Origin of the sequence: Chamaesiphon sp. GL140_3_metabinner_50, assembly GCF_025361915.1 — a bacterium.
Lineage (GTDB): Bacteria > Cyanobacteriota > Cyanobacteriia > Cyanobacteriales > Chamaesiphonaceae > Chamaesiphon.
In genome coordinates this window covers 1-26,491 of sequence record NZ_JANYJC010000244.1, presented here as the reverse complement: position 1 = coordinate 26,491, position 26,491 = coordinate 1, and the positions used below count along the sequence as shown (strand labels likewise).

The window sequence follows — 26,491 nt, the reverse complement described above, 5'->3', positions numbered from 1 at the left end:
CTTGCGGTTGATTGCGATCGATCAGTGCAGCTTTATTATCGGGTAAATCGACACTATTAGATTGCTCTTGTAATTTGATATCTTGCCCAGCCACGTTGACATTTACTTTGGCTTTAGTTGGAGCGGTTGCACCAAAACAGACCATTTCCCCAGGCATCCGGGCGATATCGTCTTGCGGTTCGAGCGAATTAGGCGCAAAATTATTTGTCGGTACCGCCTGTTTTGCGGCTGCCGATCGAGTCACCACGATCGTTTTCGATTGTCCTTTATAATCGATCTCGAAGGTATTCTTACCCACTTTGAGATCGAACATCGATGCAAAATGTCCTCTCTGACTGCGTGGAACCGATTTATTATTAATCGATACTTTTCCTTCAATCGGCGCGCTCCCAATCAAAAATATCCGATCTGCCGCTGTTTGATAATCGGCGGGGGGATACGAGACATATAGCTTAGGCGTGAGAATTTGTGCCATGACTAATGGTGTTACTGCCATCGCCGTGATGGTAACCCCACCTAAAATCCCTAGATACGAATACTTGCCGAGCATGGTGTTTGGATTAGTTATCTGATTTTTAGTAAAATTATCGTTCCACAATCGATCGATTTCGATCTTGTCTGGGAGCATACCTTCAGTCGATCTGGTAAAGATCGACAACAGCCTCCAACAACGAATCTCAAGATTGGCTGAGTGTTTGTATTTATTAATGTCAGGAATTATAGCATTTCTCGATCGCTAGCGATCTGCTATGATGGCACTCGGCTACCAAACACCGTGCTGATTCAAATAGCTACCCTTTTCAAGTAGGTTTAGGATGGTTGTCTCAATAGACCTAAATAATGTTCCATAATCATCATCACAGCTATTAACCCAAGTCGCTAGTTATTAGTTACTGCGGGTGACGACTAGGGCACTAATCGATCTTGCGGTGGCAGATGGATTGGGTTGTCTGGACATCCAGAGTTTCACCGATTTTTTGTCTGGTGCGATACAGGCATAAAAACCCAATCGATCGGCAACAACTGGCGCAGCATTACCATAACTACTTTCACAGGCAATAGCAGCTTCAGCAGTAGCTACAGCACTAATTCCATCGACTAATACTTCGTTATAGTATTGTACCCGTAAAGGTCGGGGAATTCTGTTTGCCTCGCGGCCACTACCATCGCTATAATTCCCATTTTGCAGTAAAGTTGGCCCCCACCGATAAATTACTCTCGGCCCCAGCCAGACGCTACTATTAGGAAGCTCGGCTACATAATATACAATGGGCTTAGTTAATCCGCTACTTGGAGCTGGACTTAACACTAAAATTGGCTGAATGCTAATATTTCCTGGTACTGGCATAAAGTTCATCGTACTTGTAAGTACTGATTCAGTATCGATTGTAATTTGCTGAGACATTTTAATTTCATCAGTCATGAATGCTAATGCTCGCTCTAATTCTAGTCGATCGGTTGTTTCGATTTGACTGCGCCGATCGGCTTTCATTAATGCATACAATCCGCTACCTGTCAAACCAATAACGATCCCAGTAATTGCTAGAGCAACTAATAGTTCAGCCAATGTAAATCCAGCTTCATTTTGCAACCGATCGCGATAACTAATCGATCTTATATATCTAAAAATAAATTTCATCACTTCTTACTTCTTACTTCTTACTCCTATCCTTCAATTCTCTGCCAATAACTAATCGGATTTATTTGTGATGGTTGTTCTAGCTTGGTAATTCCAAAATCAGCCCAATTACCTGCTTGAATAATTGGCAACTCATTGAGACTAGTTACAGAATCCCAACTATTTACCCAAACTGCACCTGTAATATTTTTACTAGGATTGGGAGGACTAGAACTAATACTTTTAGCATCGGCGAATGGTGCGTGAATGAATGCTGTAATTGTTGCGGTATCTTTAATAGATAATTTAGTAGTTTGGGCACTACCATGAATGCGTAAATTTGGATTAGCAGCATTGACATTGACAGTTTTACTACCTGCTAGATCGATATTACCTTTGAGATAGAGATTTACTTTTTGTCCGGGGGTTACATTTAGTTCGATCCGATCGAGATCTTGTAATTTAATCGAGTGATTTGAGCTAGGATTGTCTAAATCTACTAAATAATGATATTCATTATTAGCATCTGGTGAATCGCTCGAACTCGGTCGGGGTAAGATAATCGAACTAGTAATTGCTGGTAAATAAATAGCATTAACAGGTGCCGTTCTGGGTGGGGGGATTGGTGTAAATGGATCGGCAACTATTTCCCCGCTGGGTACACCACTTACCAGAGCAATATTACTAGCATCGATGCCAGTAATACCATCGAGATCGATCGTTAGTAATTGCGGGCAGGTAACCGATCGAATTTGTCCGGTAATTTTTTGATTGGGATTAAGATTGGCTGTATTTGTCCATAATGCTGGCGGAGCGATATTGGCGGCTTCACTACCAATTGGGATATTAACTGTTAAGGTATTTTTAGATTTGGTTTGGGTACTATTATAATTATCGACTTCTCCAGCAATTGTTAATTTGCCGATGCCATTTTGATATTCATAATTAATGATTTGATATCGACCTTTGCGGCGATCGCTAGAATCTAAATCAACCCAGATTTTATTTGCAAATAAGTTCGATCTATTTCTAGCTAATGGTCGATCGATTAAGCGACAACCTGCTTGGGGTGAAGGTAAAAAATCGATTATATTCACCCACTGGGCTAAATTTTTAGTTGCTAATAACTGATGCCGATCGAGAAATGCTTGAAAGCGCGTTACGCCAGCTTCGGCAACACTTAAAGATCGATTGGTTTCGCGTTGCGAATTAGTAGTCGCTCGATCGCTCTGAGAACGCCCGATCGTACTAGCGACGACAATCATCATCACCAAGCCCATCCCTACTGCTAAGGGCATGGAAAATCCTGCTTGAAGATTACGATTCCGATCGACATTAAAAATTGTTGAATAATATTTTAAAAACGTTTTTAAATACCAGCTCATGTTTTTGTGTTTACTATTAAAATCTAATTATTGAGTCTTTCACAGGCGAGACTTGTACTGTCATAACTACCCAGCCGAATGATACCTAGTGGTGCCGAAACGGTCAAACAACGAGCATTATTTGAGTTGCCTCTAACTTTTAAAATTACTGACTTATTAGTAGTGGTATTGCCGCGAATTCCATAGTTAATTTCACCCGATGCACCTGTATAATCGAGATCGATCGGATCTGGCAAAATCCGATCTCCAGATAGCAAACAGCCTTGCTGACCGCTAATTTTACGATTGACTTTATCTAAAGTTAGGGTGCAACTTTTGTTGCGGCGGATGGCTTCGATTTGGGCTTCTTGCAAACTAGCTACTACTAAATCTGTCGATTGTGCTAGTTTGGCACGATTTATTGCCGCGATGGAGCTAGGAATCGCCATCGCCAAGGCAATCCCGACGATTGCCAGCACGACTAATGATTCGATTAATGTAAAACCGAGATCCTTATTGGCATTGGAATGCAGCATCAGGAATTACCTCGGTATAAATATGTAAAATTGGCTCTTCTAAACTCCCGCCATTGCGGGGAGTGACGGTATATTCAATACCGAGTATTTTGGCTTGAGTATTTTCGGGTGTAATCGGAATGCTCGCAATTCGATCGATCTGAAATGTCTTACCCGTTTGGCTAGTTGCTACCACCGCCGCTAGTTGGTAGTTGGCGACTCCCGTCACATTGCCCCCAGCTAAATTATCTCGTACTAGGTCGGCAAAGCCCAGATCGGCACTAGCCGGACGACAGCGGGCGCGATTGGTAGATATAGGTACCTGTGCGAGCGTGAGTTGCGATCTCATCTGCTCGATATCTGCTTGTACCCAGCGGCTGGCTTCGGCAAGATGCAAAGCTTTAGACTTGAGCAGCATCGCTACTACCATCCCCTGCAAGCCAACGGCGACAAACAGGGTAGTTATTAAAATGGCTAAAATTACCTCAGAAAGGGTAAACCCTGCTTCCACAACCCGTAAGCGGTTGATGTGCCCAGAATCGGCTCGATAATAATGAAATAATAGAAGTCGCTGGGGCTGGGTATGCATGAAATTAACAACCAGATACCCCCAGCGGGGGGTCTAGCTCTCTAGATTTTGTTGAGGTTGATACCTGCATCCTTCGCCATTTTTACCAAACCTTTAATTTCTAAGGTTTTGATTGCTTTTGTGGACAAGCGCAATTTGACAAAACGATTTCCCTCTGCCCACCACACGCGTTTCCACTGCAAGTTAACTTGCTGTAGTTTTTTGTTGCGGTTGTGAGCGTGAGAAACTGCCATCCCATTGTTAGCTCTTTTACCTGTCAGTTGACATACGCGAGACATAAAAAACCTCCTACTCGGTTACCGATCGTCAAATGACGATCCAGCCTCTCATTGTAGCTAATTTTTGCTCGTCTACGAAACTGAAAATGTACCAGTATTTAGCAATTGACTACGGATGTAGGTCTGAATACCGTTCATCCTAGCTCGGTATCATAAAATACCACAATCAGCAATTTACCTGAATCTAGGTGCGTTACAGTCAGCTATTAGTCTCAATCGGTAAAGGCAATCGCGCCTTGTCTGAGGAGTTTCCAGCCGGAAGTATCCCACTGAATTACTGTCGAGGGTTGCCCGACTATGGGCATTAACTCGGTATCGAGAGCAAAAACTTGTGGAAAATTGGCACTAATTTCAGCCATCGTCAGCAATGGTGGCTGTCCAGATAAATTCGCACTAGTCGTTGCTAAAGCACCCGTTTGACGGAGGATCGATCGCGCCAGATCGCAATTGGGCACTCGCAAACCGATCGTCCGATTTCTGAGTGGATTCATCACTGCTGGAATCGACTCAGATGCGGTTAAAACGAGGGTGAGTGCGCCCGGTAAATATCGATCGGCTACAGTCTGCCAAATTGCCACTTCTCGATCGCTTCCCTGGGCAAATTGCCACAAATCGGCAACTTCACCTGCCATCAAAATTAGCGGTTTATCTTGACTTCTTTGTTTGGCTTGAAATATTAGTTCCGCCTGCTCTGGAATTGTAGCTAATGCTGGAACTGTATCGGTCGGAAAACTAATTAAATTACCCGTCCGTGCGGCAGCGATCGCCCGATCTACAGAAACTTGAGGCACTGGATTTTAAGAAGATAATCCCCATATTTATAACATAAAACATCTCCACATTCGGCTGTGTCCTCAGTCACGCCCAATTATACCCATCATCCCAATGCCAGCAGTAATTAAACCCAAACCAATCCAGACACCCTCAGCCGCCACATTGAGCCGATGGATATTTTCTCGATGAGCGGCGATAAATAATTCTCTTTGATTTGCTTTACTGACGACTAACTGTTGAAAGTTGCGCTCGGCTTCTGTCAGTCTGGCGAAATCTGCATAGCCCCAATATCCAGAAAGTATTGCTCCCGTAAATCCGGGAATAACTAGCAAGGTAAAAAAGCTTAAACTTTTCATCTAAATTCGCTCTATGCGATTGAAAGTGGCAAGATCGAGAGTCGTAGACGATTTGCCCAGCATCGAGGCACTCATCCCGATGCTAAATTCTACAGTAGCTCGATCGCCAATTCCGTCCGCGATCGATAGCGTTAATGTATAAAATAATTTATTCTTGTCTGGAAAATTACGCAGCTATTAGCAATCGTCATTACTAAGTATTTATGCTGATTTATTGGATCCTAAAATTTATTATTACATAAATAATATTAATACTTATTTACGCTGAAGTAGTAAATTTAAATCTAGGCAACGCTTGTATTGTTAGAGCTACCAATATCGATCGTTTTAATTCTTAGGTTACTGAGATATATTTGTTACAGGCAACCGTGGTCTAAGCCAGTATTTTGACTGATTTAAGTACTACAATGTAATTGCTATAATGGGCTACATAAAATATTGATAATAGATTACATGCAAAGTTTTACAGACTCTAGAGAATCTATTGACTCGAATTTCAGTGATTATCTATCAATCTTAAAACGTCGCTGGATACCTGCTGTGAGTATCTTTGCTTCTAGCGTAATTCTAAGTATTTTGGCTGCATCTTTACTAAAATCGTCTTATCAAGCAGAAGGAAGATTATTATTTAAAAACTCTACCTTCAAAGTATTAGGATCTAATCTATTACCTAGTAGCATCGAAGGAGGAGAATCAGCGGATTTGAAACCACTAGTTTCAACTCAAAATCCGCTGGCTACTCAGGTTGAAGTTTTATCATCAAACCTATTATTACAAAGAACGATCGACAAATTACGCCTCAAAAACGATCGCGGTGAGTTGCTCAAAAATACCGAATTACAATCTAACCTAAACATTAAAATTGTCGGCGGTGCGGATATTTTACAAGTAACTTATAAGAATCGCGATCCCAATTATGCAGCTAGTGTAGTCAACACACTAATGAATGTATATGTAGAAAATGATATTCTGACAAATCGAGTTGAAGCAGCAGCAGCCAGCCAATTTATGGGCAAACAGTTACCGCAAACTAAAGTAGCTGTCGATCGAGCAGATATAGCATTACGCAAATTTAAACAGCAAAATAACATCATCGACTTATCGGAAGAAGCAAAAACAGCCGTCGGGACGATTAGAACTCTAGAGAGTGGAATTACGACAACTCAATCTCAACTAGAAGATCTCAAAGCTCAAAATAAAGAACTACGTCAAAAAATTAAATTAAGCTCGCAGGATGCAATTACATTTAGTGCGACTAGTCAATCACCTGCAATTCAAGGAATTCTCACTCAGCTTCAAGATCTAGATCGACAGATAGCGATCGAAAGTAGCCGCTTTTCTGACAATAACCCGATTCTTGTCGCTCTTAAAGATAAGAAAGTTAAATTAAATATCCTCCTGAAACAGCAAATTCGCAGCACGACAGGAAGTAAAGTAGATCTACCACCAGGATCGTTACGAGTGGGAGAACTCAAACAAAGTTTAATTAAGGATTTATTACAATCGGAAGTGCAGCTAACTGGAGCGACAAAAAAACTAGCTGCGCTTCAGAAGGCTCTGGCTGAGTACAAAAAAAGAGTGCGCGTTATGCCACAGTTGGTGCAAACACAACGCCAGTTAGAAAGACAGCTTGAGGTATCTCAATCTACATATCAAACTTTATTAAAAAAGGTTCAGGAAATTCAATTAGCAAAAAATAACAGTGTATCGAATGCGCGAATTATTAACAATGCTGTTATTCCCGAACGATCTGATAATACTACCAAAACTATTGTCGTCGGCTTGGGTGTATTAATGGGCGCATTGTTTTCTACCAGTGCAGTTGCTTATTTAGAAATGCGAGACAAGTTTGCAGCACCGGATCGAGATAACAGCAAGATATTTAGAAACAGATTGCTAGGCGCGATGCCAGTCTACAACAATTCAGCTTATACTTTAGGGAATAGCAGTCCAGAGTTAACTAACCTAGATGTAACAGTCAGAGATATTCGGAAGTCTTTATCTTCGGATACGTTCCAAATAATTCAATTTAATTTGAGATCTGTCGATTCAGAAAAAATCCTAAAAGTCATTATAATTACGAGTACGTTGTCCAGTGAAGACAAATCTCAAAAGGCAGCCAACTTAGCAACAGCAATTGCTGGAGCGGGACAGAAAGTTTTATTAATTGATGCCGATACGCGCAGTCCCTACCAGCACCAGTTCTGGAAACTACCCTTAGAAAAAGGTCTGAGCGATCTATTAGCTGGCAAATCTGAATTCAAACAAATTTTATGGCGAGTAATGGATAATTTAGATGTAGTAACCGCTGGCGCGAAACCATCCAATCCACTATTTAGTTTTGAATCTCAGCAAATGAAATCGGTGATTCAAGAAATTTCGCAGTTGTATGACTTTGCGATCGTCGATACTTCGTCATTATTAGTACCTGCTAATGCCATGAATATGAGTCATGTGAATGATAGTATTTTGACGATCGACCTCCATGACGATATCAACTCTTCGGTTCATAATTAATCGATCTCTCAATTTAAAAGCAGCTCGGTAATATAATTATCGAGCTGCTTTTGAAATCGAACTTATCTAATTAGAAACCAAACGAGCGGCGGAAATTAGTAATAGAGCTTTTCGTATCGTTAACTGTATCCGTGACGTTATTAACTGTATTGGTAACTTGACGAACAGAATTTAGAGTGGCTTTAATATCATCAATTTTATCGCGAGGATCTACTTTCTCGCTGGCGACATAAGCCGTACCTGCTTCAGGAGCTGGAGATTTTTCGACCTGGAGGGTGTCGGTATCAATGCCCACATTACCAGCTTTTTGCAAAAAGGTACTAATCGGTATGGCGTAATTAAATCCAGGCTTGATTTTGGCTGCCAACCCCATCGCGGTTTCTTGACTCAAACCAGACTCTATCAATTGACGGGCATCTTCTTTGTCTCCCATGCCGTGAATTCCGACTAATCTACCCGCAGTATCGAGTAACGGGCCACCACTCATCCCCGCACGGGTGACATTTGTATAAATCGTGTTGTAGCCGCTCAGAGATTTGGGCAAAAATCCTGAAATACTCCCACTTGTAAATTGGCGAACTAATTCGCCACCAGCCGCGTTACCTACAGCTCCGTTAGATGGCCAACCAGAGACAAATACATCTTGCCCTTCAGTGGTTTTTGAGTTGCTAATTTTGGCAACCGGGTAATTTTTATCGCTAGTAAATTTGACGATCGCCAGATCGACTCCATCCAAGCGTTTGATTTTACTATAATCGATTTCGTATGCCTGTTTATCGGCGGTTACGAGTTTAAAGTTATCTTTTTGTCTGATGACATGTTCGGCTGTCAAAACATAGTAGGTATTACCAACTTTTTGGATAATTACTCCAGAACCGTGTCCCTGTTCACCTCTAATTAGTACTGTAACTTCGCGCGCGATATCATTCACTTTTGTACCGGGAAGTGCGCTAGCAGCATTAGGAAGTGTGATGACGATCGCACTCACAATTGCCGTTCCAGTCAGTAATGCCGCTAAGTGATGATGGTTTCGCATAATAATATCGACCGTGAAGTAATGTTAAAAGATTTATCTACAAATATCTACACCAGTTTTAACTCAGTTTCCGGTAAATTTTCGGTCGATTTCTAGATTTAGCAAAAAATCTTAATTAGCGGGGAGATGAGAGTAAGGAGTACAGTTCGGCTATCGCTCACTGACCGAAGTAAGGAGTAAGGAGTAAGGAGTAAATTAAAGAACGCAGTTCCAAAGTCTAAAACCGGACAGTGAGCGACAGCCGTTGGCGATAGCCTGCCGTAGGCACACTGAAAACCTAACACCTAAAGCCTAGAACCCAGCCACTCAATAACTTGTTGACCTAAACTGACATTGTTAAGTCGATCGATCTCCCGGATTCCGGTGGGACTGGTAACATTTACCTCCGTCAGATAACCGCCGATGACATCGATGCCGACAAAATATAACCCAGCCGCTTGTAATTTGGGTGCGATTTCTGCACACATTTGGTACTCTCGATCGGTAATATCTACCTGTGCGCTGCGTCCGCCGACAGCCATGTTACCGCGAAATTCTTTACCAGTCGGGATGCGATTGACAGCACCTAAAGGCTTGCCATCGAGTAAGATAATTCGTTTGTCGCCATCTTTAGCGGCGGGGAGAAACTTCTGAATCATCAGCGGTTCGCGATCTTGTCTGGTGCTGACTTCAATTAACGAATTAAAATTGCGATCGTCTGGTGTTAGAAATAAAATCCCTTCCCCACCTTTGCCGCCTAACGGCTTTAATACCGCCGCACCGTGAGTTTCGACAAACTGCCGAATTACGTCTTTATCGCGCGAAACGATCGTAGCAGTCATCCATTGGGCAAATTGGAGCGCGAACATTTTCTCATTAGCGGCGCGCAACCCGGCTGGATTATTTACTACCAAAGTTTTGCCCGGATCGATACAGTCGAGAATATAAGTGGTGTACAAGTACGGCACATCTACAGGTGGATCTGTCCGCATGAAGACGGCATCCATTTCGTCTAAAGGTTGCCAGACTACCTCACCGAGCGTATACCAGTCTTGCTGCGCCACCCAGCGACCATCCTGGAGCTGTACGGGTGTAAGTTTGACTGGTTGAAGAAATCCCCACGCCCGCCCTCCGACTACGCTCAATTTTTCGGCGCGGGTAATCCACACCTGATGCCCCAGTCGATCGGCTGCTTCCATCAATGCCACACTGGTATCGTGGGTGGGATCTAGTTTCGCGATCGGGTCGATAATAAATGTTAGTTTCATCGGTTAGGAAGTTGGGAGATGGGGAGGGGAGTAAGGAGTAAGAAGTAAGAAGTAAGTAAGGAGTAACAGTTAAATTTTAGGTGGTGCTGTTGGTCTGATGCAAGGATGTCGATCGATCGAATTGAGAGCATATTTAGTGAGATCGACAAAGGAGTAGGGGTAATTCATAAACTACCTCTACTCCTTTATTTTGTGGCAATTAGTGTCGATCGGGTCGATTTAGCGTTTCATGGACTGATAACCGCGCCAAACGCCAATTAAAACACCCTGGAGTTGAACTAAATGAGCTTCAGCTTCGATCGGTTTATATTTAGGATTGGCTGCTTGAAGGGTAATTTGTTCGCCTTGACGATGATAGCGTTTGAGCGTGGTACCTTGACCTTCAACCCTGGCGGCGACGATCGTACCATTTTTGACTTCACCCGAATCTTTGACAGGCTGCATAATTGCCATGTCGCCTTCGACGATCGAATCCCCGATCATACTATCGCCCATAACTTGCAGGGCAAAATAATCGGACTGATGAAAAATTGGCGATAAATCTAATTTTTCGGTAACATCGGTAAAAGGTTCTACCAATCCCCCAGCGGCAATCGTCCCAAAAATGGGCACGCCACTAGCTGCATATTTAAGAATTTTAATGGTGCGGGCTTTACCTTCCGCCCACTCGATAAAACCTTTACTGCGTAGATGTTCTAATCGGCTTTGAATGGGAGCGGGCGATTTAAGGTTCATCGCCTGCATCATTTGACGAATTGAAGGTGCGTGTTGGTGTTCGCGGATATAATCGACTAACCAATCGTAGAGTTCCTGTTGTGCTTTAGTTAATTCCATTAGAAGATCGTCTCAAATTCAATATATAACTACTATAGATCTGTCGTACTAACTAAGTCTACTAATTCGTTAGAAATTATTTGAATTTAATTGTCCTAAATTGACGATCGAATTAAATATCTCCCAACTCCCAACTCCCAACTGTCTTGAAAAGGTGCTCTACTTGCGGCGTTTTTATTCGGGGGTTCCCCCCGAATAAAAAAACGACAAGACAGCGACTCACCTTTGGACGGGTTCCCCGTCAAAAGAGGTGAGTCAAGACAGGGGAAACCCCAAGACCGCACTTTTCGCTCCCATCTCCTAACTCCCTACCTGCGAAAATCCCAGAGCCGATTTAACTTCCGCCAAAGTGCGATCGGCGATTGTGGCGGCGCGATCTCTGCCAGACTCAAGGATGGATGCTAAATAGGTTTTGTCGGTCATTACTTCTTGATATTTGGCTTGAATCGGGCGGAGATGTTCGATCGTCGCTTCGGTGAGTAACGGTTTAAATTGCCCCCAGCCTAGATCTTGACATTCAGCAGCGACGGTTTCTTTGGATTTACCAGACATTAGCATGTATAAGGTTAGTAGATTCCGACATTCAGGGCGATCGTTGGCGGAGCCTCTCCCCTGGAGACTCGCTTCAAACGTCAATCCGCGTTCGAGATCGGTTTTACACTTTTTGATTTTTTTCTCAATCAGATCGGGAGAATCTAATAAATTAATTCGGCTCAGATCTGACGGATCGGATTTGGACATCTTTCTGGTGCCATCAGTAAGGCTCATAATTCTCGCGCCATCGGCTTGAATTAGCGCGTGTGGTAATTTAAACACGGGTTGTTTCTTAGCAAATTGATGATTGAATCTCGCCGCAATGTCGCGAGTCAGTTCTAAATGTTGTTTTTGATCTTCACCAACGGGAACTTCATCAGCTTGGTACAGCAGGATATCCGCAGCCATTAATACCGGATAATCCAATAGTCCCACATTGACATTTTCGCCCTGCTTGATGGCTTTTTCTTTAAATTGGATCATGTCTTGCAACCAGTTCAACGGAGTGACACAATTTAACAACCAAGTTAGCTCGCTGTGCGCGGGAATGTGCGACTGGATAAAAATACTCGCATGTTCGAGACTGATGCCACAAGCTAAGTATAGAGCCGCGATCGTATAACTATTTTCGGCTAAAGTTTGCGGATCGTGAGGAGCCGTAATCGCATGAAGATCGACTACACAGAAATAATTTTCATAATTATGTTGATGTTCGACCCAGTTGCGAATCGAGCCTAAATAATTACCTAAGTGTAAATTACCAGTCGGTTGGATGCCAGATAAAACCCGTTTTTTAGTCATAAATAAATGGCTCTTGCCGAACCGAGACCGATCGATATTTGATACAAAGGTTTTCTTATCATAGCAAACGATCGAGCTTTTTTTAAAGGATCGATCGCAACGATCGATAGCTGCTGTTGCTAGCAGACATCAACGGGCTAGCTATCTCGCTCGCTTTTTCGGCGGCTGGCGATCGACTTTTGCCCGCATTTTTGATTATGATATTAACAAAGAGTATTAAAATTTATTAATTATTTTGAGTATTACGACCGACCTCGGCGATGGTTCGTTGGCGGAGCCTCTCTGCGAAGGCAGACGCTACGCGAACGGAACGATAATCGCCACTAGCTGGAATGCGCTGGAGCCAATCTGGCAAGGGGGATCTGAATTAGTTCAAACTGGCTTACCTCATCAACAACTAGCCCCTGCATGGCAGATTTTACTACTCGGCGATGGCTCACCGACTCGACATCTCCAACTACTTACAGGCGAACCCACAGAGGTAGATGTGATCGACATGTCGGCAATTGGCATGGATAAAGACGGCGCGCCGAGTTCGCTATCTGTAGTACCGGGGCCGAGAGTTCGGCGACAAGTATGGCTAAAAACTGCTTCGGGACAAAGATTAGCTTATGCAACTTCTTGGTGGGAAGCCAGACATATCGATGAATATCTAGAGAATAAATCTTTGCCGATTTGGGCGAGTTTAGCCAAATTACGCACCGAACTATATCGAGATGTGCAGGGCATTTATTATGGAGATTCACCAATGTTGGCACAGGCGTTTGGAGAACCGGGGCCATTTTGGGGTCGTCATTATTTATTTTGGCATCACGGTCAACCACTAACGCTAATTTATGAGGTATTTTCGCCTTATCTTCAGCGGTACTTAGGGAAAATTAGTTAAGCTGAAAATATTATTGCTAATTTCCATCGCCGACACCCCATTTAAACGACATTGCATAAATCTTTGCTAACAGATCGTTAACATTGGCACCATCGATCGCTAAATCTCGTTCTAAAAGCATTCGAGCTGTTGCTAAAGCTTTCGCTCCCACATCATCGGTTGTATGAAATATGATTTTATCTACCTGTGCCAACCGTGCTGCTAAGAGCTGTAATAGAGCCATCAAAACTCGATTGCCGCCATAAGCACCGCAGCCCCAAAAGCCAGTATGAATAATGATAATCGGGTCGGTAAATTGTAACTGAGATTCGACTTTTGCCGCTGAAAATCCGGTGAATGCTGTGGCGAGAATAAATTCAATAATTTCATACTCATAAAAGTTATAACCGCCCGATGGAGCTTCCATTGCAATAATATTAGTAAATGTGGGCGGATTTAATGGTTTCGTTGCTAATATAATTGCTTCCGTTGTAGCTTTAGCAAAGTTATTACCATAGAGTCCGAACGGTCTTCCTAATCCTGGATCTGGGTTGGTGGCGATCGCACATCGCCGCTCGACGTTACGGATTAATATGGGTGTTGGTTCGCCATTTTCGACGGTGAATGGTGCGATCTTCAAACTTAGCAATGCTTCTCGGAGCGAAGCCAGTGCGGGATGTTCGGCAACTTGCATTTCATCTTGAGCGAATACCCGCTCTCCATAGGCACAAAAAAGATCCGAGTGGGCAAAATTAAGATGCCATTCAACTCGCTGGCTGACGACTTCGCATTCTGGATATTCAAAGTAACCTTTTTGCTCTTCAATCTCTGTCCGATCGGTTAGACTGGGATAAATTAGGGGCACCGTCCGCCATCGGGAAAATACCAATTCACCACTGGAGATATTAGGCGAACAGGCAATTTGGTAGACAACCTTTTTGTTAGCATTTCGCAGCTTTGGGGGATAAGACTCGATGAGATTTTGGGCGTTGAAGGTATGATGACAAATTAAATGTTCTGCAAAATCGTTCATTGTACTGCTCCTAAATCGATCGCATCTTCATCAGTGAGTGAAGAGTGGATAGTGGATAGATCGGGATCGATCTCTAAATTTAGCTCGATTGAGCTGCCAGCAAGGATTTACACGCTCACACTAATTGTACCAATAGTGAGTGTGGTATAGGCTTATACAGTTAATTCATGTGAGAAAAGTTAATTGATAGAAGGTACCGAATAGTTGTCTAGCCTAGTGTGATGATATGGAACTGAGTAGTTACCAGCCTGGTGAATTTTATGATGAATTATTTTTACCCGATGGTAGTCCCCGATCGATTGCTGCGCCGCTCACCGAGAAGATCGGTAGTCTGTCATTGAGCGAACTTCAGCAGTATCAACAGTTAGCGCAAAGTACTTTGTTGAGAATTGGTGCAACTTTCAACGTGTATAGCGACGATCTAGGTACTGAAAAAATTCTGCCGTTTGATATCATTCCCCGCACGATTTGCGATCGCGAATGGACGCAGTTAGAGCGAGGATTAAAGCAACGCACCCACGCGCTCAACTTGTTTTTGAGCGATATTTATGGGGAGCAAAAGATTATTGCCGATGGGGTAATCCCCAAAGAGTTGATTTATTCAGCGAGTGGATTTCTCAAACCGTGTATGGGCTTAAAACCGCCGCAGGGCATTTGGTGTCATATTACTGGTACGGATCTAATTCGCGATCGAGATGGGAGCTGGTATGTGTTAGAAGATAATCTCCGGTGCCCTTCTGGAGTTTCTTATGTGTTAGAAAATCGGCGAGTGATGAAGTCTACATTTCCGCGCTTATTCGAGAAAATGCAGATTCGCCCCGTCGAAGATTATGCGAGTCGGCTGCTAGAAACTTTGATGTATTTAGCACCAGAATCTACTCTCGATCCGACAGTGGTAGTATTGACTCCAGGGATTTATAACTCAGCTTATTTCGAGCATTCCTTTTTGGCGCAGCAAATGGGTGTGCAATTGGTAGAAGCCAGAGATCTGACGATTGCGAATGGTTTCTTGCAAATGCGGACGACAAAAGGCTTACAGCAAGTCGATGTCGTCTATCGGCGGATCGATGATGACTTTATCGATCCGCTGACTTTTCGGGCTGATTCTACCCTGGGAGTGCCCGGATTGATGGATGTTTATCGGGCGGGAAAAGTTGCGATCGCCAATGCGCCAGGGACGGGAGTCGCTGATGATAAAGTGGTGTATGCTTACCTACCCGCGATCGTCAAATACTATTTAGACGAAGAGCAAATTATTCCCAATGTGCCTACCTATGAATGTTGGCACGATGGGCAACGCGAGCATGTACTGGCAAATTTAGACAAATTAGTCGTCAAAGCCGCAGCCGAATCGGGCGGCTATGGCATGTTAATCGGTACTCGCTCTACCCCTGAAGAGCGGGAGGAATTTGCCGCCAAAATTACCGCCAATCCCCGCAATTACATCGCTCAACCCACTCTATGTCTATCGCGAGTACCTACCCTCCTCCCAGATGGAATCGATGGCAGACACGTCGATTTACGCCCTTATATTCTCAATGGTAAGGATATCTATATCAATCCCGGTGGCTTGACGCGAGTAGCCTTGAGAAAGGATTCTTTGGTTGTAAATTCTTCTCAAGGTGGCGGTACCAAAGATACATGGGTGGTTTGTTAGTAAATCTGTAGGTTGGGTTAAAGAATGAAACTAGGGCGATCCTAACCAGCTATTTGTGCGTTGGGTTTCGCTTTTGCTCAACCCAACCTACGACGATGGAATCCATTGAAAAAAACATCGATTGCCATGTTGCTCTATAATTTCTGCACCTAACCGATGATAAAAACTGATTCCACGAGTATTTCGAGCATCAGCATTCCATCCCAGATGACTACAATCATTTACCTTGGCAATTCTAGCTAGTTCATCCATTAACATTGCGCCAGCACTTTGACTTCTCATTTGGGCATCTACATATAGATCGTCAAGCCAGATACTTGGCTGACAAATAAATGACGAATATCTGAATTCATAGAGTGCAAAGCCAATTTCAATATCTAACGATTCTGCGAACAAAACGTAAGCAAAAGGAATTGCCCCAAAAAGTGTTTTACTTACTTTATCTTCAGATACCTGCAACATACCAGAGAAAGCACCAATGTTTCTATCGAATTCAGATTTCTTGTGGATGAATGAGGCAATTAGCGATACATCGTTAGGCGTAGCGACTCTGACTTTCATGGAGCAATCTAATATCGACTCAAATATTATACATTCAAGCATTGAAAGTAGCTATTTGTGAATGTTGGGTTTCGCTTTTGCTCTACCCAGCCTACAACTCTACAACTCGATTTGATGCAGAGATCTACCCACCCCGCCCGTTGGGCACCCCTCCGAGGAGGGGATTTATCCCCTATTCCCTATTCCCTAAAGTCTAAAACCTAAAGCCTAAAGCCTATGCTAAGTCGCGTTGCTAACTCAATTTACTGGCTCAATCGTTATATCGAACGAGCCGAAAATATCGCTCGATTTGTCGATGTCAACCTCAACTTATTACTTGATAGTGTAGTTGTAGACGATCGGCAGTGGGAACCGATCGTGATTACTACTGGCGATTTAGATATTTTTCGCAGTCGTTATGGAGCGGCTACGGCGCAAAATGTGGTGGAGTTTTTGACTTACGATGAAAAGTATCCCAATTCGATTTTATCCTGTCTCCAATCCGCGCGGCATAATGCTCGATCGGTACGCGAGATTATTTCATCGGAGACTTGGGAACAGGTAAATAGTTTTTACTTTATGGTAAAAGAGGCAGCATCAGCGAAGATTAAACCAGATTTACCAGGATTTTTTGAAGCTGTAAAGATGGCTAGTCATCAGTTTGCAGGGGTGATGGATGCAACGATGTCTCATAATGAGGCTTGGCATTTTGGGCAGATCGGTAGATCGATCGAACGGGCTGATAAAACGGCGCGAATTTTGGATGTAAAATATTTTATTATCTTACCTAATGGTGTCGGCTCGGCATTAGATGAATTACAGTGGATCTCGTTATTAAAGTCGGCGAGTGCTTATGAAATGTACCGCAAAACTTATCGTCGCATTAACCCATCAGATATCGCACGGTTTTTGATATTCGATCGCGAGTTCCCCAGATCGATTCAATATTGCCTCAACTCTGCGGAAAAATGTCTGCATCTAATTAGCGGTAGTCGTAGCGATACTTGGTGCAATTCTGCCGAGCATCAATTGGGTAAACTGCGATCGGAACTAGATTTTATGTCGATCGAAGAAATCATTGAAATCGGCTTGCATGAATTTCTCGATCGTACCCAAAGTCGGCTCAATAGCGTTTCTCAAGAGATTAGCGATACTTTTTTGACGCTCGATCCACAGGTAGTAATATAGCAGTTCTAAATGAGTTGCAAGAATATCTTTCTTTCTTTCTTCTCTGCGCCCTCTGTCTCGATCGCTCGTAAACCGTCGGGAAACCCGAAGAGCGCAAATCGCTGCGGTTCAAAATATCTAGCTCTCAATTCTCACCAATAAAATAGGATTGCTATATGACTGTTTACCAAATCGAGCATTCCATCGATTATATCTACAGTCAACCAGTAAACTTTGCGCCGCACCAGTTAAGATTGCGTCCGCGATCGAATGTCCATCAATCAGTGCTAGAATTCGATCTTTCAATCTCGCCTACCCCTGATAAACTCGTCGAAGCTGTCGATCTCGATGGCAATAACCAAATTGTGGCTTGGTTCGATAATCATTTGGCTACCAACCTGCAAATTCACGCTAAAACCACAGTTTATACCAATCTGAGCGATCCTTTTAATTACCTATTAGAGCCGTGGGCGACACAATTACCGATCGATTATCCGCGCTGGCTGGCTCAACAACTGCAACCATATTTAACTGGATATTTATTTCACTCAATCGATCCAATTGCCATAGAATTGGCGGGGCAAATTTGGCAGAGTGTCAATGCTAATACGCTGGCTTTTCTTAGCGAACTCAATCAGCAGATTTACCACACCTGCACTTATGCTCTCCGCGATGCTGGCTCTCCACTTCCACCTGGAATTACCTGGAAAAATCGCTCCGGTTCCTGTCGAGATTTAGTCGTATTATTTATCGAAGTTTGTCGAGCGGTAGGCTTGGCGGGGCGATTTGTCAGCGGCTATGAAGCTGGAGCTGAAACCGACGACAGACACCTCCATGCTTGGGCGGAAATATATCTTCCTGGCGGTGGCTGGCGGGGCTATGACCCCACTCATGGTTTACTGGTTGCTGACAGCCACATCGCGATCGTTTCTAGCCCCTTCCCGGCGCAAACAACCCCCGTTGAGGGTAAGTTACAAACGATCGGTAATATTGGCATGGAAATGAGCTATCGATTAATGATTCAAAAAGCCTGAAAGATCGTGCGGTTCTGATTCTAAATTTTGACTGTGGTTCCAATCGATCGATGACATGCGATCGAACGCATTTTTAAGTGAAGATTCCCACTCTCTGCGGACTTGTAATAGATAGGGATGTCCGCGATGCAGAGTAAGTTGATGGCGAATTTCGAGACTATTATGATGATACATCACCAAATCGATCGGTGGGCCGACCGAAACATTCGATTTCATCGTCGAATCAAACGATAGTAGGGCACATTTAGCGGCATCTTCAACGCTCGTATTGTATTTTAAAGTTCGATCTAAAATTGGCTTACCATATTTAACCTCACCGATTTGGAGGAATGGTGTTTCGGGCATTGCTTTAATAAAATTGCCCTGACTATAGAGCATATATAACTCCGTCGCTTGTCCCCGAACTTGCCCACCCAGTAAGATATTACAACTAGCATCGATGCCATCTTTATCCAACCATTCTCGTTCTCGCGCCTGTACCTGACGCAATTTTTGACCTATATAATCAGCCATCTCATAAAGACTCTGATGAGAGTGAAGATTTTCGACATCTGTACTTGCTAAATCTCGATCGATACTCGTCATCACAGATTGGGTAATCGATAAATTACCCGACGTACATAATAAAACCGTCCGCTCGCCCACTACCGAAAAATCAAACATCTTCCGATAAGTAGAAATGTAATCGACTCCGGCATTAGTTCTAGAATCAGCAGCCATTACCAATCCGTGAGCGGAAATAATTCCCAAACAATAAGTCATAAAGTAGGTATTAAGTGACTCGTAACGATCGGATTTGGAATATTATTAAATAATTGCACTAAACGCTCTCGATCGATCTCAATTGTAATAGATCTCTATCTATTTAATTGTCTGTTATGTAACGATTCGATTAGCGATCGTTCTCAAGATGCTTACGACGTTCGGCTAATTGCAACAAAATTTGCTGGTGACGTTCGCGGGTAATTGGGTAAAAATAAGCAAGAATTAAGCCACCAATTAGCGATATGGTAGGGATTGGGCCGATCGCGAATCGGATTGCGAGTAAGACAGCAGGGGGTTGAATTGGGGCGAGAACTGTAGCCGTCGGACTGATATAACCAGTCCATTCTAAACTCTGTAAAATCACGGCGAGAGCAACACCCAGACAAATTTTTTGTAAAAACACCATGAAACTATAGAATAGTCCTTCGCGGCGTTGTCCGGTTTCCAGTTCGTCTAATTCAATCACATCTGGCAGCATCGACCACGGTACTAAATAAGCCGTAGACACCCCCAATCCTGCCAACATGGCTAAAAAGTATAACATCACAGTTTGACCGGGTTGGAGTAGGAATAGACCCGCCTGGGAGATAATCCAAAACCCTGTGCCCATGAAATAAACTGCTTTTTTACCAACTTTCTGACTAATTTTACTCCAGACTGATAACATCCCTAATGCAGTACCCTGAACCGCGAGAATAATTAGGGGTGAATCTGCTTGCTGTAAGCCCATCCAACTAACAGCGAAGTAAGGAATAATTGCCGCAGTAAGTTGTAGGCTAAACCAAGAACATAAATAGATACCAACAACAAACATAAACGCCCGATTGGTAAATACCGATCGCAATTGATCTTTAAGCGGTAGCGGATCGGGGTTCTCAACTCTGGCGGCTTGATATTGATTGACGAGTTTTGCTCTGGCTTGGGTGCCCCAGACACAATAAAAAATCGGTACTACTGAAATAATTGCACAAATAATCCCGATCGTCAGGTATTGTTGCGCGGGATCTATTACTTGTTGAAATACAGTCCTGGCAATTAATAAAGCAACGATACTTCCGCCCAGAGAGAAGGTGAATCGAAAACTATTTAAACTAGTCCGTTCGTTATAATCTTCAGTTAATTCGGCGGTGAGTGCAGTATAAGGGAGACTATACATCGTGAAAAATGTCCCCAGTAGCATCGATATAAATGTATAAAAAACAAATAAACCCCATTGATTAGTTGCCGGGAACGGAATCAACCACTGACAGATAAACAAAATGCCAAATGGAATTGCTGAAAATAGCATCCAGGGGTAGCGTCTACCCCATTTTTCCTTAATTTTGGCTCCAAATACATCCCCGCGATCGCTCGTAATCCCAATAAACGGATCGATGCAAGCATCCCAGACTCTGACTACTAGCTGAGTTGCCCCTGCTAAACCGGGCGATAAATGGGCGACATCGGTGAAGAAGGGGGAAAGATAGGATAGTAGTAAGATTCCCACGATCGCGCCACCAATATCTCCCGCACCATAAGCAAATTTGGTGCTAAAATTCATTTTCTCGATCGGCGGGAGTTCGGCAGTCTCAGCAGGAGAGTTCATAATTAAGTACTAATATTCAACTAGATAATCGGGGTATTTTTACGATCTCATCTTGCTTCAACCGATCGGTTAATTTCGATCTTTGGATAGAGGATAAAGGATCGATCGAGGCAGACGATCGAGAATTTCTCACATTTTGCATTAGTGCAATTGTAGCCTGTTACCCCCAGCAAATTTCGATCGCTCCCTCATCTACCACGATCTTACGCCCCACTGACACTAGATCGAGCCACCAAGGGCATACTAAAGGATAAAGGGTAAAGCGTAAAGCTTAAAGGGGTAACGAATCACCCCTACTCCGCACTCCTCACTCCAGTCAGTGAGCGATAGCCGTTGGCGTAGCCTCGCCCTGCGACACTGTACTCCTTACTTCTTACTTCCTACTCCCCACTCCCGCAGCCATGAGCTACTGCATCAATCCCAACTGTCCCGCACCCGCTAATAATCGCCCGGATACTAATTTCTGTATGTCTTGCGGCGCAGAAATGTTTCTTAAAGATCGTTATCGCGCGCAGAAATTATTAGGACGTGGTGGATTTGGTAAAACCTTTAAAGCAGTAGATGAATATCAAGCGAGTAAACCATTATGCGTCATCAAACAATTTATGTTTGGCGATCGACATTCCGAAATTAGGCAAACGGCTCTAGATTTGTTTTATGAAGAAGCAAAACATCTCGCCGCATTAGGCAAACATGCCCAGATTCCAGAACTTTTTGCCTACTTCGATCTCGACGGACAACCTTATCTCGTCCAACAATTTATCGATGGCGAAGATTTACAGCAGGAATTAAAAATATCAGGCTCGTACAACCAACATCAAGTTCGCGAATTATTATTATCTTTACTCCCAGTTCTAGACTTTTTACACAACCAATCGATTCCAGTAATCCATCGCGATATTAAACCTGCCAACATCATTAGACAGCGGAGCGATCGCCGTTTAGTTTTAGTAGATTTTGGGGCAGCAAAACAGGCAACTCAAACGATGCTGGCAAAAACGGGGACAGTCATCGGCAGCCCTGAATATGTAGCCCCGGAGCAGGCTAGAGGCAAACCAGCATTTGCTAGCGATATCTATAGTTTAGGCGTAACTTGTATCTATTTACTCACCCAAGTTTCACCATTTGATTTATTCGATTTGAGTCAAGATACTTGGGCATGGCGCGATTATTTAGTCGATAACCCCGTAGACGATCGATTGGGTAAAGTATTAGATAAAATGATTAATAATGCCCTGTCGCAACGCTATCAGTCAGCCGCCGCAGTACTAGCCGCATTAACCGAAGATCGATCGAACGCCCCACTCAAACGAGCTACAGATCGACTAACAATTAATATCGATCGTCAATCTACTAATTCTACCAATGCTCCAGCCGAAAAAGTACTCGTACTGAATGAAGTCAAAGCACGCCAACAAACTCTATCAATTCAACCATTTAGATTTGAAACCGCTAAATTAGTTACTCAGAAAAACTTATGGGGACAAGATAAAATTGTCATCAAAAAATCTCAGGGTTCTGGCTATAAATTTTTTCAAGATTTAGGCGGTGGTATCGCACTCCAAATGGTAGCAATTCCAGCGGGTAATTTTATGATGGGTGCGCCAGAATTAGAAGAAGGTAGTAGCGATTACCAACGACCGCAGCATCGCGTTAACATTAGTTCATTCTACATGGGCAAATATCCCGTTACACAGGCGCAATATACCGCAGTTATGGGGAGTAATCCCGCATATTTTCAGGGCGGCGATCGACCCGTAGAGACCGTTTCCTGGCATGATGCGATCGAGTTCTGCGAGAAATTATCGAACCTAACCGGGCGACAATATCGATTACCCTCAGAAGCCGAGTGGGAATACGCCTGTAGAGCGGGAACGACTACTCCGTTTTATTTTGGCGAGACGATTAATAATGCCATCGTTAATTATCGCCAAGAAGAGACAACTGTGGTCGGAGTTTTCCCTGCCAATAATTTTGGGCTAGATGACATGCACGGTAATATCCTCGAATGGTGCGCCGATAATTATCATGGTAATTATCACGATGCGCCGACAGATGGTAGCGTCTGGAGTAGCGATATCGATTCGGCAAAGCCGAGGCTCCGCCAACGAACTAATGTCTTACGCGGCGGTTCTTGGTATAGTAAATTAAGCTACTGTCGCAGCGCGTTTCGGACTTATTATCAGCCGAATTATCGCTGTTCTTATTTTGGTTTTCGAGTCGTTTGTACTTAATCGATTCAACGCCAATCGACTTGCTCCGTTCGACAACCGCCCTGAAATAGAATTGTTTCGTTCCGAAAGGCTACGCCAACGGGCTAACGTGCTAAAGTTCATTTCAATGAACTCTCTAAACCAGTAATCTTCTTGCAGTCCACTTCAGTGGACTTTAGCTATTAGCCCCGATTTCAATCGAGGGCGGTTGATAAACGAAGCTAGTGAACCCGACCCGAACGTTTGTATGCTTCATCTAATAACTATGACAAAATAGAAATTCACACAAATAATCTGCTCTCGATCGAACTTGCTGTTGAATACTCTCGGAAATTTTATTACGAGACATGACTAGATACTCGTTTCTGGCTGGGAAAGTGAAGCATTCCGCACCATCCGATTGACAAAGATAAGATAGTCATCGATATCTTCATAACAATCTAGCTCTTCTTCTTCCTCTGAATTGAGAGTGTCATCTTGTTGTTTGGTAAGTAAAGCCTCAATCCGATTTTGAACGATGCTAGCGGCTCGGAAGATGGGAATGCCTTCTACTAATTCTATCCTGACTGCACCTTCGAGCGGTAAACTTTGAGGGAAGGAACATAATTTTGGTAAGAGCGAGATTGTCATGATAATAACGGAATAAACCTAACCCAATTGTAATCTATCTACCTCGATCGTAGCTAAGATCGATTCCAGTCTGAATGTCTGTCGGCGGTAAGATTTTCAATTGGTGCGATCGCGCGATATGATGAAGATGAAACAATCGAGAGTAACATGTTAGCGTCAATATCTCTAAACCGAATCAAAATTAGGCAAGTCAGAAAATATACCTGCATGATGTGAGCTGGGAAGAAAATGACTAGCTATAAATCGATCTTTAATCGTCGCCGGATTGTCACTATTTTAACTCGTGCGGGCATTAGCTCGATCGGCTTATTAATTATCGGTGCGGGGGCTATTTCGATCGCCGGATCGATCGATAATATTTACCCGGCGGATGTTGCTGTCGTACTGGGAAATACCGTTGAGCGGAATGGTAAACCTTCGGCGAGATTGCAAGCGAGACTGGATAAAACGATCGAACTTTACCAGCAAGGAGTTTTTAAAAACACGCTCGTCAGTGGTGGGGTGGGTAAAGAGGGTTTCGATGAAGCCGTGGTAATGAAACAATATCTGGTTGCGAATGGATTGCCGACAGCGCAGATTTATGTAGATAGCCAAGGTAATAATACTTACCTCACCGCAAATAATACCGCCCGATTGATGAGCGAGCATAAGTGGCAAAGTGCGATCGCAATTTCTCAGTATTTTCATCTCCCCCGCACTAAATTAGCACTCGAAAAATCTGGCGTGAAGACTGTTTATACCGCACATGCCAACTTTTTTGAATTGCGCGATCTCTATTCGACAGTTAGGGAGGTATTTAGCTACGCATCTTATCAGATGCGATCGTTTTAACGATCGATCTTACTCAATTACAGTTGAAATTAGGGTAGGGACAATTCATGAATTGCTCCTACCCTAATTTTTAGCAATTAATTCGATCGCGACCTCAACTAACCTTAAACTGTTCTTTGGCACTACTAAAAGCTGCTGCCATCACTGCTTGAATTTGTTGCGGATCGGGCTTTTTACCACCCATTAAATCGCCGAAATATACGCAAGCACCTTCGCCTAATGCTACTGTATAAGCCGCCGCCCAGGAGGCTGAAATCACGCTCCCAAACCCAGGGATAAATTTAACTAATTGTCGGGCGACTAATTGGGCGACAAAGCCACCTGCGATCGCGCTAACTACGCCGCCTGCTTGAGATGGAGTCAGGGTTTGCCCGTATAGTTTACCTAATAAGCCTACCATCGAGACTTGAATGGCGGTGAGTACGGGTAAATCGGCGAAGGGTAGCGGAATTGCGGCGACGGCACCTGCGGCGATCGCACAGGGTAGAATATAGCGACGAGCGACATCGCGATAGATATTGCCGAGTTTGTCACTTTCGCCATCGCTGGTAGATTTACCACTGTCGAGTAATTGCGACATCGCTCTCGATTCGGCTTCGGGGAGGAGATCGGCAAGAGTCGTTCGCATCGTCTCTAAGCCATAAAATTCGGGCGTGTAGCCGTCTTCTGCCAAAGTGAAGTCGATTAGTACCGCCCGATCGAATAGCCCGACAAACGCCTGTTGGATAGCTGTGAAAGCACGATCGACTGCTGCGATGCTGGTGGGTTCGTCTGGATGCTCGGTTTGAGTGGTGGGATAAACTTCGTGTAGACAGGTAACTGCTAATAAACAGGGAATCTGCGGATATTTTTGACGTAATTCTCTGGCAATTTGGCGGAGCGTATCGATCGCGAAATCATTAATTTTAACTGTCAAAATAATGATGCGCGGGCGACTGGTTTCGGCTTCTAAATCGCCGACAAGTTCTTGAATTAAAGTATTAGTATCTCGATCGATATCGCCTAATCCGACTGTATCTGTAAATACTAATAATGGCAATTCGCTAGAAGGATAATTATAGCGAGTTGTCGATTGAGTATGCGGGCGAAATCCTTGCCCAACAATTTCTGCTGATACCCCCGTCAATCCCCGGACGATCGAACTTTTACCTGCTTGGGGTTTGCCAATTAATAAGGCTTCGGTAGTGGGTAATTGCGCGCGCACTGTTGCCAAAATTTCGGCAACTTGAGTTTCATCTACCCGGAACCAATTACTGACTGTTTGTGCAGCCTTATCTACAGGCAAAATTTGCATCACTTTATCTGTCGCCCGATGCCAGCTTCCTGTCAGTCGCTGCGCCCAACCATTGGGTGCGGGAGGCGTTGGTGTATGCTGGGGCGTTGAGGATGATTCTGGTGATTGTGGCACGATCTTGGGGGAGTGACGGCACTAAATTACTACTTTAATTATCAGCTACTCGATCGCGCCTGGTGGGGTGTTATTACGGTAGTATTTACCGTCGAGGGGTTGCCGATTTGCATAGATCTACCCACCCCGCCCTACGGGCACCCCTCCGAGGAGGGGATTTTTCTGGCAGTTCAATTCGATCTAAACGTTTTTGAGTGGAGATAGATATTAGTAGACGTATGGAAATAATCGTTTTGTTTGCTGACAATAAGATTGATATTCATCGCCGAATCGATCTAATAGCATCCGCTCTTCGATGCC

At 43.7% G+C, this 26,491-nt stretch carries 26 protein-coding genes and 1 pseudogene; 8 read left to right on the top strand and 19 right to left on the bottom strand.

Annotated elements, in window-relative coordinates; genetic code table 11:
• The 8 genes and pseudogenes from Q0R35_RS12270 to Q0R35_RS12235 all read right to left on the bottom strand — a co-directional run.
• Positions 1 to 628 (bottom strand): annotated as a pseudogene (locus Q0R35_RS12270) (hypothetical protein); the annotation flags it as partial.
• A gap of 258 nt (positions 629 to 886) precedes the next feature.
• On the bottom strand, positions 887 to 1,639 hold the full coding sequence (locus tag Q0R35_RS12265; RefSeq protein WP_295618320.1) for a type II secretion system protein J: 753 nt from the start codon (positions 1,637 to 1,639) through the stop codon (positions 887 to 889).
• 26 nt (positions 1,640 to 1,665) lie between these two features.
• Positions 1,666 to 3,003 (bottom strand): hypothetical protein, encoded by a 1,338-nt coding sequence (locus Q0R35_RS12260; protein ID WP_295618317.1) that lies wholly within the window; start codon positions 3,001 to 3,003, stop codon positions 1,666 to 1,668.
• A gap of 23 nt (positions 3,004 to 3,026) precedes the next feature.
• Positions 3,027 to 3,518 (bottom strand): type II secretion system protein, encoded by a 492-nt coding sequence (locus Q0R35_RS12255; RefSeq protein ID WP_295618315.1) that lies wholly within the window; start codon positions 3,516 to 3,518, stop codon positions 3,027 to 3,029.
• Positions 3,496 to 4,086 (bottom strand): hypothetical protein, encoded by a 591-nt coding sequence (locus Q0R35_RS12250; RefSeq protein ID WP_295618312.1) that lies wholly within the window; start codon positions 4,084 to 4,086, stop codon positions 3,496 to 3,498. The genes Q0R35_RS12255 and Q0R35_RS12250 overlap by 23 nt, the downstream gene beginning before the upstream one ends.
• Positions 4,087 to 4,127: 41 nt before the next feature.
• Positions 4,128 to 4,364 (bottom strand): 50S ribosomal protein L28, encoded by a 237-nt coding sequence (rpmB, locus tag Q0R35_RS12245; protein ID WP_295618308.1) that lies wholly within the window; start codon positions 4,362 to 4,364, stop codon positions 4,128 to 4,130.
• Between the two features lie 212 nt (positions 4,365 to 4,576).
• A complete protein-coding gene (locus tag Q0R35_RS12240; protein WP_295618305.1) occupies positions 4,577 to 5,155 on the bottom strand; it encodes an L-threonylcarbamoyladenylate synthase in 579 nt (192 codons plus the stop codon).
• A gap of 63 nt (positions 5,156 to 5,218) precedes the next feature.
• Positions 5,219 to 5,494 carry a hypothetical protein gene (locus Q0R35_RS12235; RefSeq protein WP_295618303.1) on the bottom strand — a complete coding sequence of 92 codons (276 nt, stop codon included), beginning with the start codon at positions 5,492 to 5,494 and terminating at the stop codon, positions 5,219 to 5,221.
• A gap of 13 nt (positions 5,495 to 5,507) precedes the next feature.
• Here Q0R35_RS12235 and Q0R35_RS12230 point away from each other — a divergent pair, with 13 nt between their 5' ends.
• Both Q0R35_RS12230 and Q0R35_RS12225 read left to right on the top strand, forming a co-directional pair.
• Positions 5,508 to 5,636 (top strand): hypothetical protein, encoded by a 129-nt coding sequence (locus Q0R35_RS12230; protein WP_295618300.1) that lies wholly within the window; start codon positions 5,508 to 5,510, stop codon positions 5,634 to 5,636.
• A gap of 398 nt (positions 5,637 to 6,034) precedes the next feature.
• Entirely contained in the window at positions 6,035 to 8,011 is a 1,977-nt protein-coding gene (locus tag Q0R35_RS12225) for a polysaccharide biosynthesis tyrosine autokinase (RefSeq protein WP_295618297.1), read from the top strand.
• Positions 8,012 to 8,081: 70 nt separating this feature from the next.
• Here Q0R35_RS12225 and Q0R35_RS12220 read toward each other — a convergent pair whose 3' ends face one another.
• The 4 genes from Q0R35_RS12220 to trpS all read right to left on the bottom strand — a co-directional run bounded on the left by Q0R35_RS12220 (position 8,082) and on the right by trpS (position 12,463).
• Positions 8,082 to 9,047 carry a serine protease gene (locus Q0R35_RS12220; RefSeq protein WP_295618293.1) on the bottom strand — a complete coding sequence of 322 codons (966 nt, stop codon included), beginning with the start codon at positions 9,045 to 9,047 and terminating at the stop codon, positions 8,082 to 8,084.
• A 284-nt stretch (positions 9,048 to 9,331) separates the two neighbouring features.
• Positions 9,332 to 10,294 (bottom strand): glutathione synthase, encoded by a 963-nt coding sequence (gene gshB, locus Q0R35_RS12215; protein WP_295618291.1) that lies wholly within the window; start codon positions 10,292 to 10,294, stop codon positions 9,332 to 9,334.
• A 219-nt stretch (positions 10,295 to 10,513) separates the two neighbouring features.
• A complete protein-coding gene (gene lexA, locus Q0R35_RS12210; protein ID WP_295618289.1) occupies positions 10,514 to 11,128 on the bottom strand; it encodes a transcriptional repressor LexA in 615 nt (204 codons plus the stop codon).
• A gap of 300 nt (positions 11,129 to 11,428) precedes the next feature.
• Positions 11,429 to 12,463 (bottom strand): tryptophan--tRNA ligase, encoded by a 1,035-nt coding sequence (gene trpS / locus Q0R35_RS12205; protein ID WP_295618286.1) that lies wholly within the window; start codon positions 12,461 to 12,463, stop codon positions 11,429 to 11,431.
• A gap of 313 nt (positions 12,464 to 12,776) precedes the next feature.
• Here trpS and Q0R35_RS12200 point away from each other — a divergent pair, with 313 nt between their 5' ends.
• Positions 12,777 to 13,349 carry a chorismate lyase gene (locus tag Q0R35_RS12200; protein WP_295618326.1) on the top strand — a complete coding sequence of 191 codons (573 nt, stop codon included), beginning with the start codon at positions 12,777 to 12,779 and terminating at the stop codon, positions 13,347 to 13,349.
• Between the two features lie 16 nt (positions 13,350 to 13,365).
• Here the strand turns inward: Q0R35_RS12200 and Q0R35_RS12195 are convergent, their stop codons facing one another.
• Positions 13,366 to 14,361 (bottom strand): hypothetical protein, encoded by a 996-nt coding sequence (locus Q0R35_RS12195; protein ID WP_295618282.1) that lies wholly within the window; start codon positions 14,359 to 14,361, stop codon positions 13,366 to 13,368.
• Between the two features lie 226 nt (positions 14,362 to 14,587).
• On the opposite strand from Q0R35_RS12195, the gene Q0R35_RS12190 reads away from it, so the two are divergent.
• Positions 14,588 to 16,018, top strand: coding sequence for a circularly permuted type 2 ATP-grasp protein (locus Q0R35_RS12190; RefSeq protein WP_295618279.1), 1,431 nt, complete (start codon positions 14,588 to 14,590; stop codon positions 16,016 to 16,018).
• Between the two features lie 87 nt (positions 16,019 to 16,105).
• Here Q0R35_RS12190 and Q0R35_RS12185 read toward each other — a convergent pair whose 3' ends face one another.
• Positions 16,106 to 16,579, bottom strand: coding sequence for a GNAT family N-acetyltransferase (locus Q0R35_RS12185; protein WP_295618276.1), 474 nt, complete (start codon positions 16,577 to 16,579; stop codon positions 16,106 to 16,108).
• A 216-nt stretch (positions 16,580 to 16,795) separates the two neighbouring features.
• Between Q0R35_RS12185 and Q0R35_RS12180 the strand changes: the two genes are divergently transcribed.
• Both Q0R35_RS12180 and Q0R35_RS12175 read left to right on the top strand, forming a co-directional pair.
• Complete coding sequence (locus Q0R35_RS12180; RefSeq protein ID WP_295618273.1) at positions 16,796 to 17,746, top strand: alpha-E domain-containing protein; 951 nt, start codon at positions 16,796 to 16,798, stop codon at positions 17,744 to 17,746.
• 155 nt (positions 17,747 to 17,901) lie between these two features.
• The gene (locus tag Q0R35_RS12175; protein WP_295618270.1) at positions 17,902 to 18,759 is read left to right on the top strand and encodes a transglutaminase family protein; all 858 of its coding nucleotides are present in this window, start codon (positions 17,902 to 17,904) and stop codon (positions 18,757 to 18,759) included.
• Here Q0R35_RS12175 and Q0R35_RS12170 read toward each other — a convergent pair.
• Positions 18,739 to 19,521: a proteasome-type protease gene (locus Q0R35_RS12170; RefSeq protein ID WP_295618267.1), complete on the bottom strand. Its 783-nt coding sequence runs from the start codon at positions 19,519 to 19,521 to the stop codon at positions 18,739 to 18,741. The two genes, Q0R35_RS12175 and Q0R35_RS12170, sit on opposite strands and share 21 nt — an antisense overlap.
• Positions 19,522 to 19,651: 130 nt before the next feature.
• Positions 19,652 to 21,109: an MFS transporter gene (locus tag Q0R35_RS12165; RefSeq protein ID WP_295618263.1), complete on the bottom strand. Its 1,458-nt coding sequence runs from the start codon at positions 21,107 to 21,109 to the stop codon at positions 19,652 to 19,654.
• 401 nt (positions 21,110 to 21,510) lie between these two features.
• On the opposite strand from Q0R35_RS12165, the gene Q0R35_RS12160 reads away from it, so the two are divergent.
• The gene (locus tag Q0R35_RS12160) at positions 21,511 to 23,343 is read left to right on the top strand and encodes a bifunctional serine/threonine-protein kinase/formylglycine-generating enzyme family protein (protein ID WP_295618260.1); all 1,833 of its coding nucleotides are present in this window, start codon (positions 21,511 to 21,513) and stop codon (positions 23,341 to 23,343) included.
• 330 nt (positions 23,344 to 23,673) lie between these two features.
• Here Q0R35_RS12160 and Q0R35_RS12155 read toward each other — a convergent pair whose 3' ends face one another.
• Both Q0R35_RS12155 and Q0R35_RS12150 read right to left on the bottom strand, forming a co-directional pair.
• Positions 23,674 to 23,952, bottom strand: a complete 279-nt coding sequence (locus tag Q0R35_RS12155) for a hypothetical protein (RefSeq protein WP_295618257.1) — start codon at positions 23,950 to 23,952, stop codon at positions 23,674 to 23,676.
• A 53-nt stretch (positions 23,953 to 24,005) separates the two neighbouring features.
• Positions 24,006 to 24,161: a hypothetical protein gene (locus tag Q0R35_RS12150; RefSeq protein ID WP_295618255.1), complete on the bottom strand. Its 156-nt coding sequence runs from the start codon at positions 24,159 to 24,161 to the stop codon at positions 24,006 to 24,008.
• A 19-nt stretch (positions 24,162 to 24,180) separates the two neighbouring features.
• Between Q0R35_RS12150 and Q0R35_RS12145 the strand changes: the two genes are divergently transcribed.
• Positions 24,181 to 24,783, top strand: a complete 603-nt coding sequence (locus Q0R35_RS12145) for a YdcF family protein (RefSeq protein ID WP_295618252.1) — start codon at positions 24,181 to 24,183, stop codon at positions 24,781 to 24,783.
• Positions 24,784 to 24,877: 94 nt separating this feature from the next.
• Here the strand turns inward: Q0R35_RS12145 and Q0R35_RS12140 are convergent, their stop codons facing one another.
• Positions 24,878 to 26,191, bottom strand: coding sequence for a DUF697 domain-containing protein (locus Q0R35_RS12140; protein ID WP_366944877.1), 1,314 nt, complete (start codon positions 26,189 to 26,191; stop codon positions 24,878 to 24,880).
• Between the last annotated feature and the right edge of the window lie 300 nt (positions 26,192 to 26,491).

Excerpts from the sequence above, each read along its gene's own strand:
- trpS (WP_295618286.1), bottom strand. The coding sequence starts at position 12,463 with ATGACTAAAAAACGGGTTTTATCTGGCATCCAACCGACTGGTAATTTA.
- Q0R35_RS12180 (WP_295618273.1), top strand. The coding sequence starts at position 16,796 with ATGCTAAGTCGCGTTGCTAACTCAATTTACTGGCTCAATCGTTATATC.
- lexA (WP_295618289.1), bottom strand. The coding sequence starts at position 11,128 with ATGGAATTAACTAAAGCACAACAGGAACTCTACGATTGGTTAGTCGAT.
- Q0R35_RS12235 (WP_295618303.1), bottom strand. The coding sequence starts at position 5,494 with ATGAAAAGTTTAAGCTTTTTTACCTTGCTAGTTATTCCCGGATTTACG.
- Q0R35_RS12165 (WP_295618263.1), bottom strand. The coding sequence starts at position 21,109 with ATGAACTCTCCTGCTGAGACTGCCGAACTCCCGCCGATCGAGAAAATG.
- Q0R35_RS12265 (WP_295618320.1), bottom strand. The coding sequence starts at position 1,639 with ATGAAATTTATTTTTAGATATATAAGATCGATTAGTTATCGCGATCGG.
- Q0R35_RS12175 (WP_295618270.1), top strand. The coding sequence starts at position 17,902 with ATGACTGTTTACCAAATCGAGCATTCCATCGATTATATCTACAGTCAA.
- Q0R35_RS12220 (WP_295618293.1), bottom strand. The coding sequence starts at position 9,047 with ATGCGAAACCATCATCACTTAGCGGCATTACTGACTGGAACGGCAATT.
- Q0R35_RS12170 (WP_295618267.1), bottom strand. The coding sequence starts at position 19,521 with ATGACTTATTGTTTGGGAATTATTTCCGCTCACGGATTGGTAATGGCT.
- Q0R35_RS12255 (WP_295618315.1), bottom strand. The coding sequence starts at position 3,518 with ATGCTGCATTCCAATGCCAATAAGGATCTCGGTTTTACATTAATCGAA.
- Q0R35_RS12185 (WP_295618276.1), bottom strand. The coding sequence starts at position 16,579 with ATGAAAGTCAGAGTCGCTACGCCTAACGATGTATCGCTAATTGCCTCA.
- Q0R35_RS12145 (WP_295618252.1), top strand. The coding sequence starts at position 24,181 with ATGACTAGCTATAAATCGATCTTTAATCGTCGCCGGATTGTCACTATT.
- Q0R35_RS12150 (WP_295618255.1), bottom strand. The coding sequence starts at position 24,161 with ATGCAGGTATATTTTCTGACTTGCCTAATTTTGATTCGGTTTAGAGAT.
- Q0R35_RS12160 (WP_295618260.1), top strand. The coding sequence starts at position 21,511 with ATGAGCTACTGCATCAATCCCAACTGTCCCGCACCCGCTAATAATCGC.
- Q0R35_RS12155 (WP_295618257.1), bottom strand. The coding sequence starts at position 23,952 with ATGACAATCTCGCTCTTACCAAAATTATGTTCCTTCCCTCAAAGTTTA.
- Q0R35_RS12250 (WP_295618312.1), bottom strand. The coding sequence starts at position 4,086 with ATGCATACCCAGCCCCAGCGACTTCTATTATTTCATTATTATCGAGCC.
- Q0R35_RS12260 (WP_295618317.1), bottom strand. The coding sequence starts at position 3,003 with ATGAGCTGGTATTTAAAAACGTTTTTAAAATATTATTCAACAATTTTT.
- gshB (WP_295618291.1), bottom strand. The coding sequence starts at position 10,294 with ATGAAACTAACATTTATTATCGACCCGATCGCGAAACTAGATCCCACC.
- Q0R35_RS12190 (WP_295618279.1), top strand. The coding sequence starts at position 14,588 with ATGGAACTGAGTAGTTACCAGCCTGGTGAATTTTATGATGAATTATTT.
- Q0R35_RS12230 (WP_295618300.1), top strand. The coding sequence starts at position 5,508 with ATGCGATTGAAAGTGGCAAGATCGAGAGTCGTAGACGATTTGCCCAGC.
- Q0R35_RS12195 (WP_295618282.1), bottom strand. The coding sequence starts at position 14,361 with ATGAACGATTTTGCAGAACATTTAATTTGTCATCATACCTTCAACGCC.
- rpmB (WP_295618308.1), bottom strand. The coding sequence starts at position 4,364 with ATGTCTCGCGTATGTCAACTGACAGGTAAAAGAGCTAACAATGGGATG.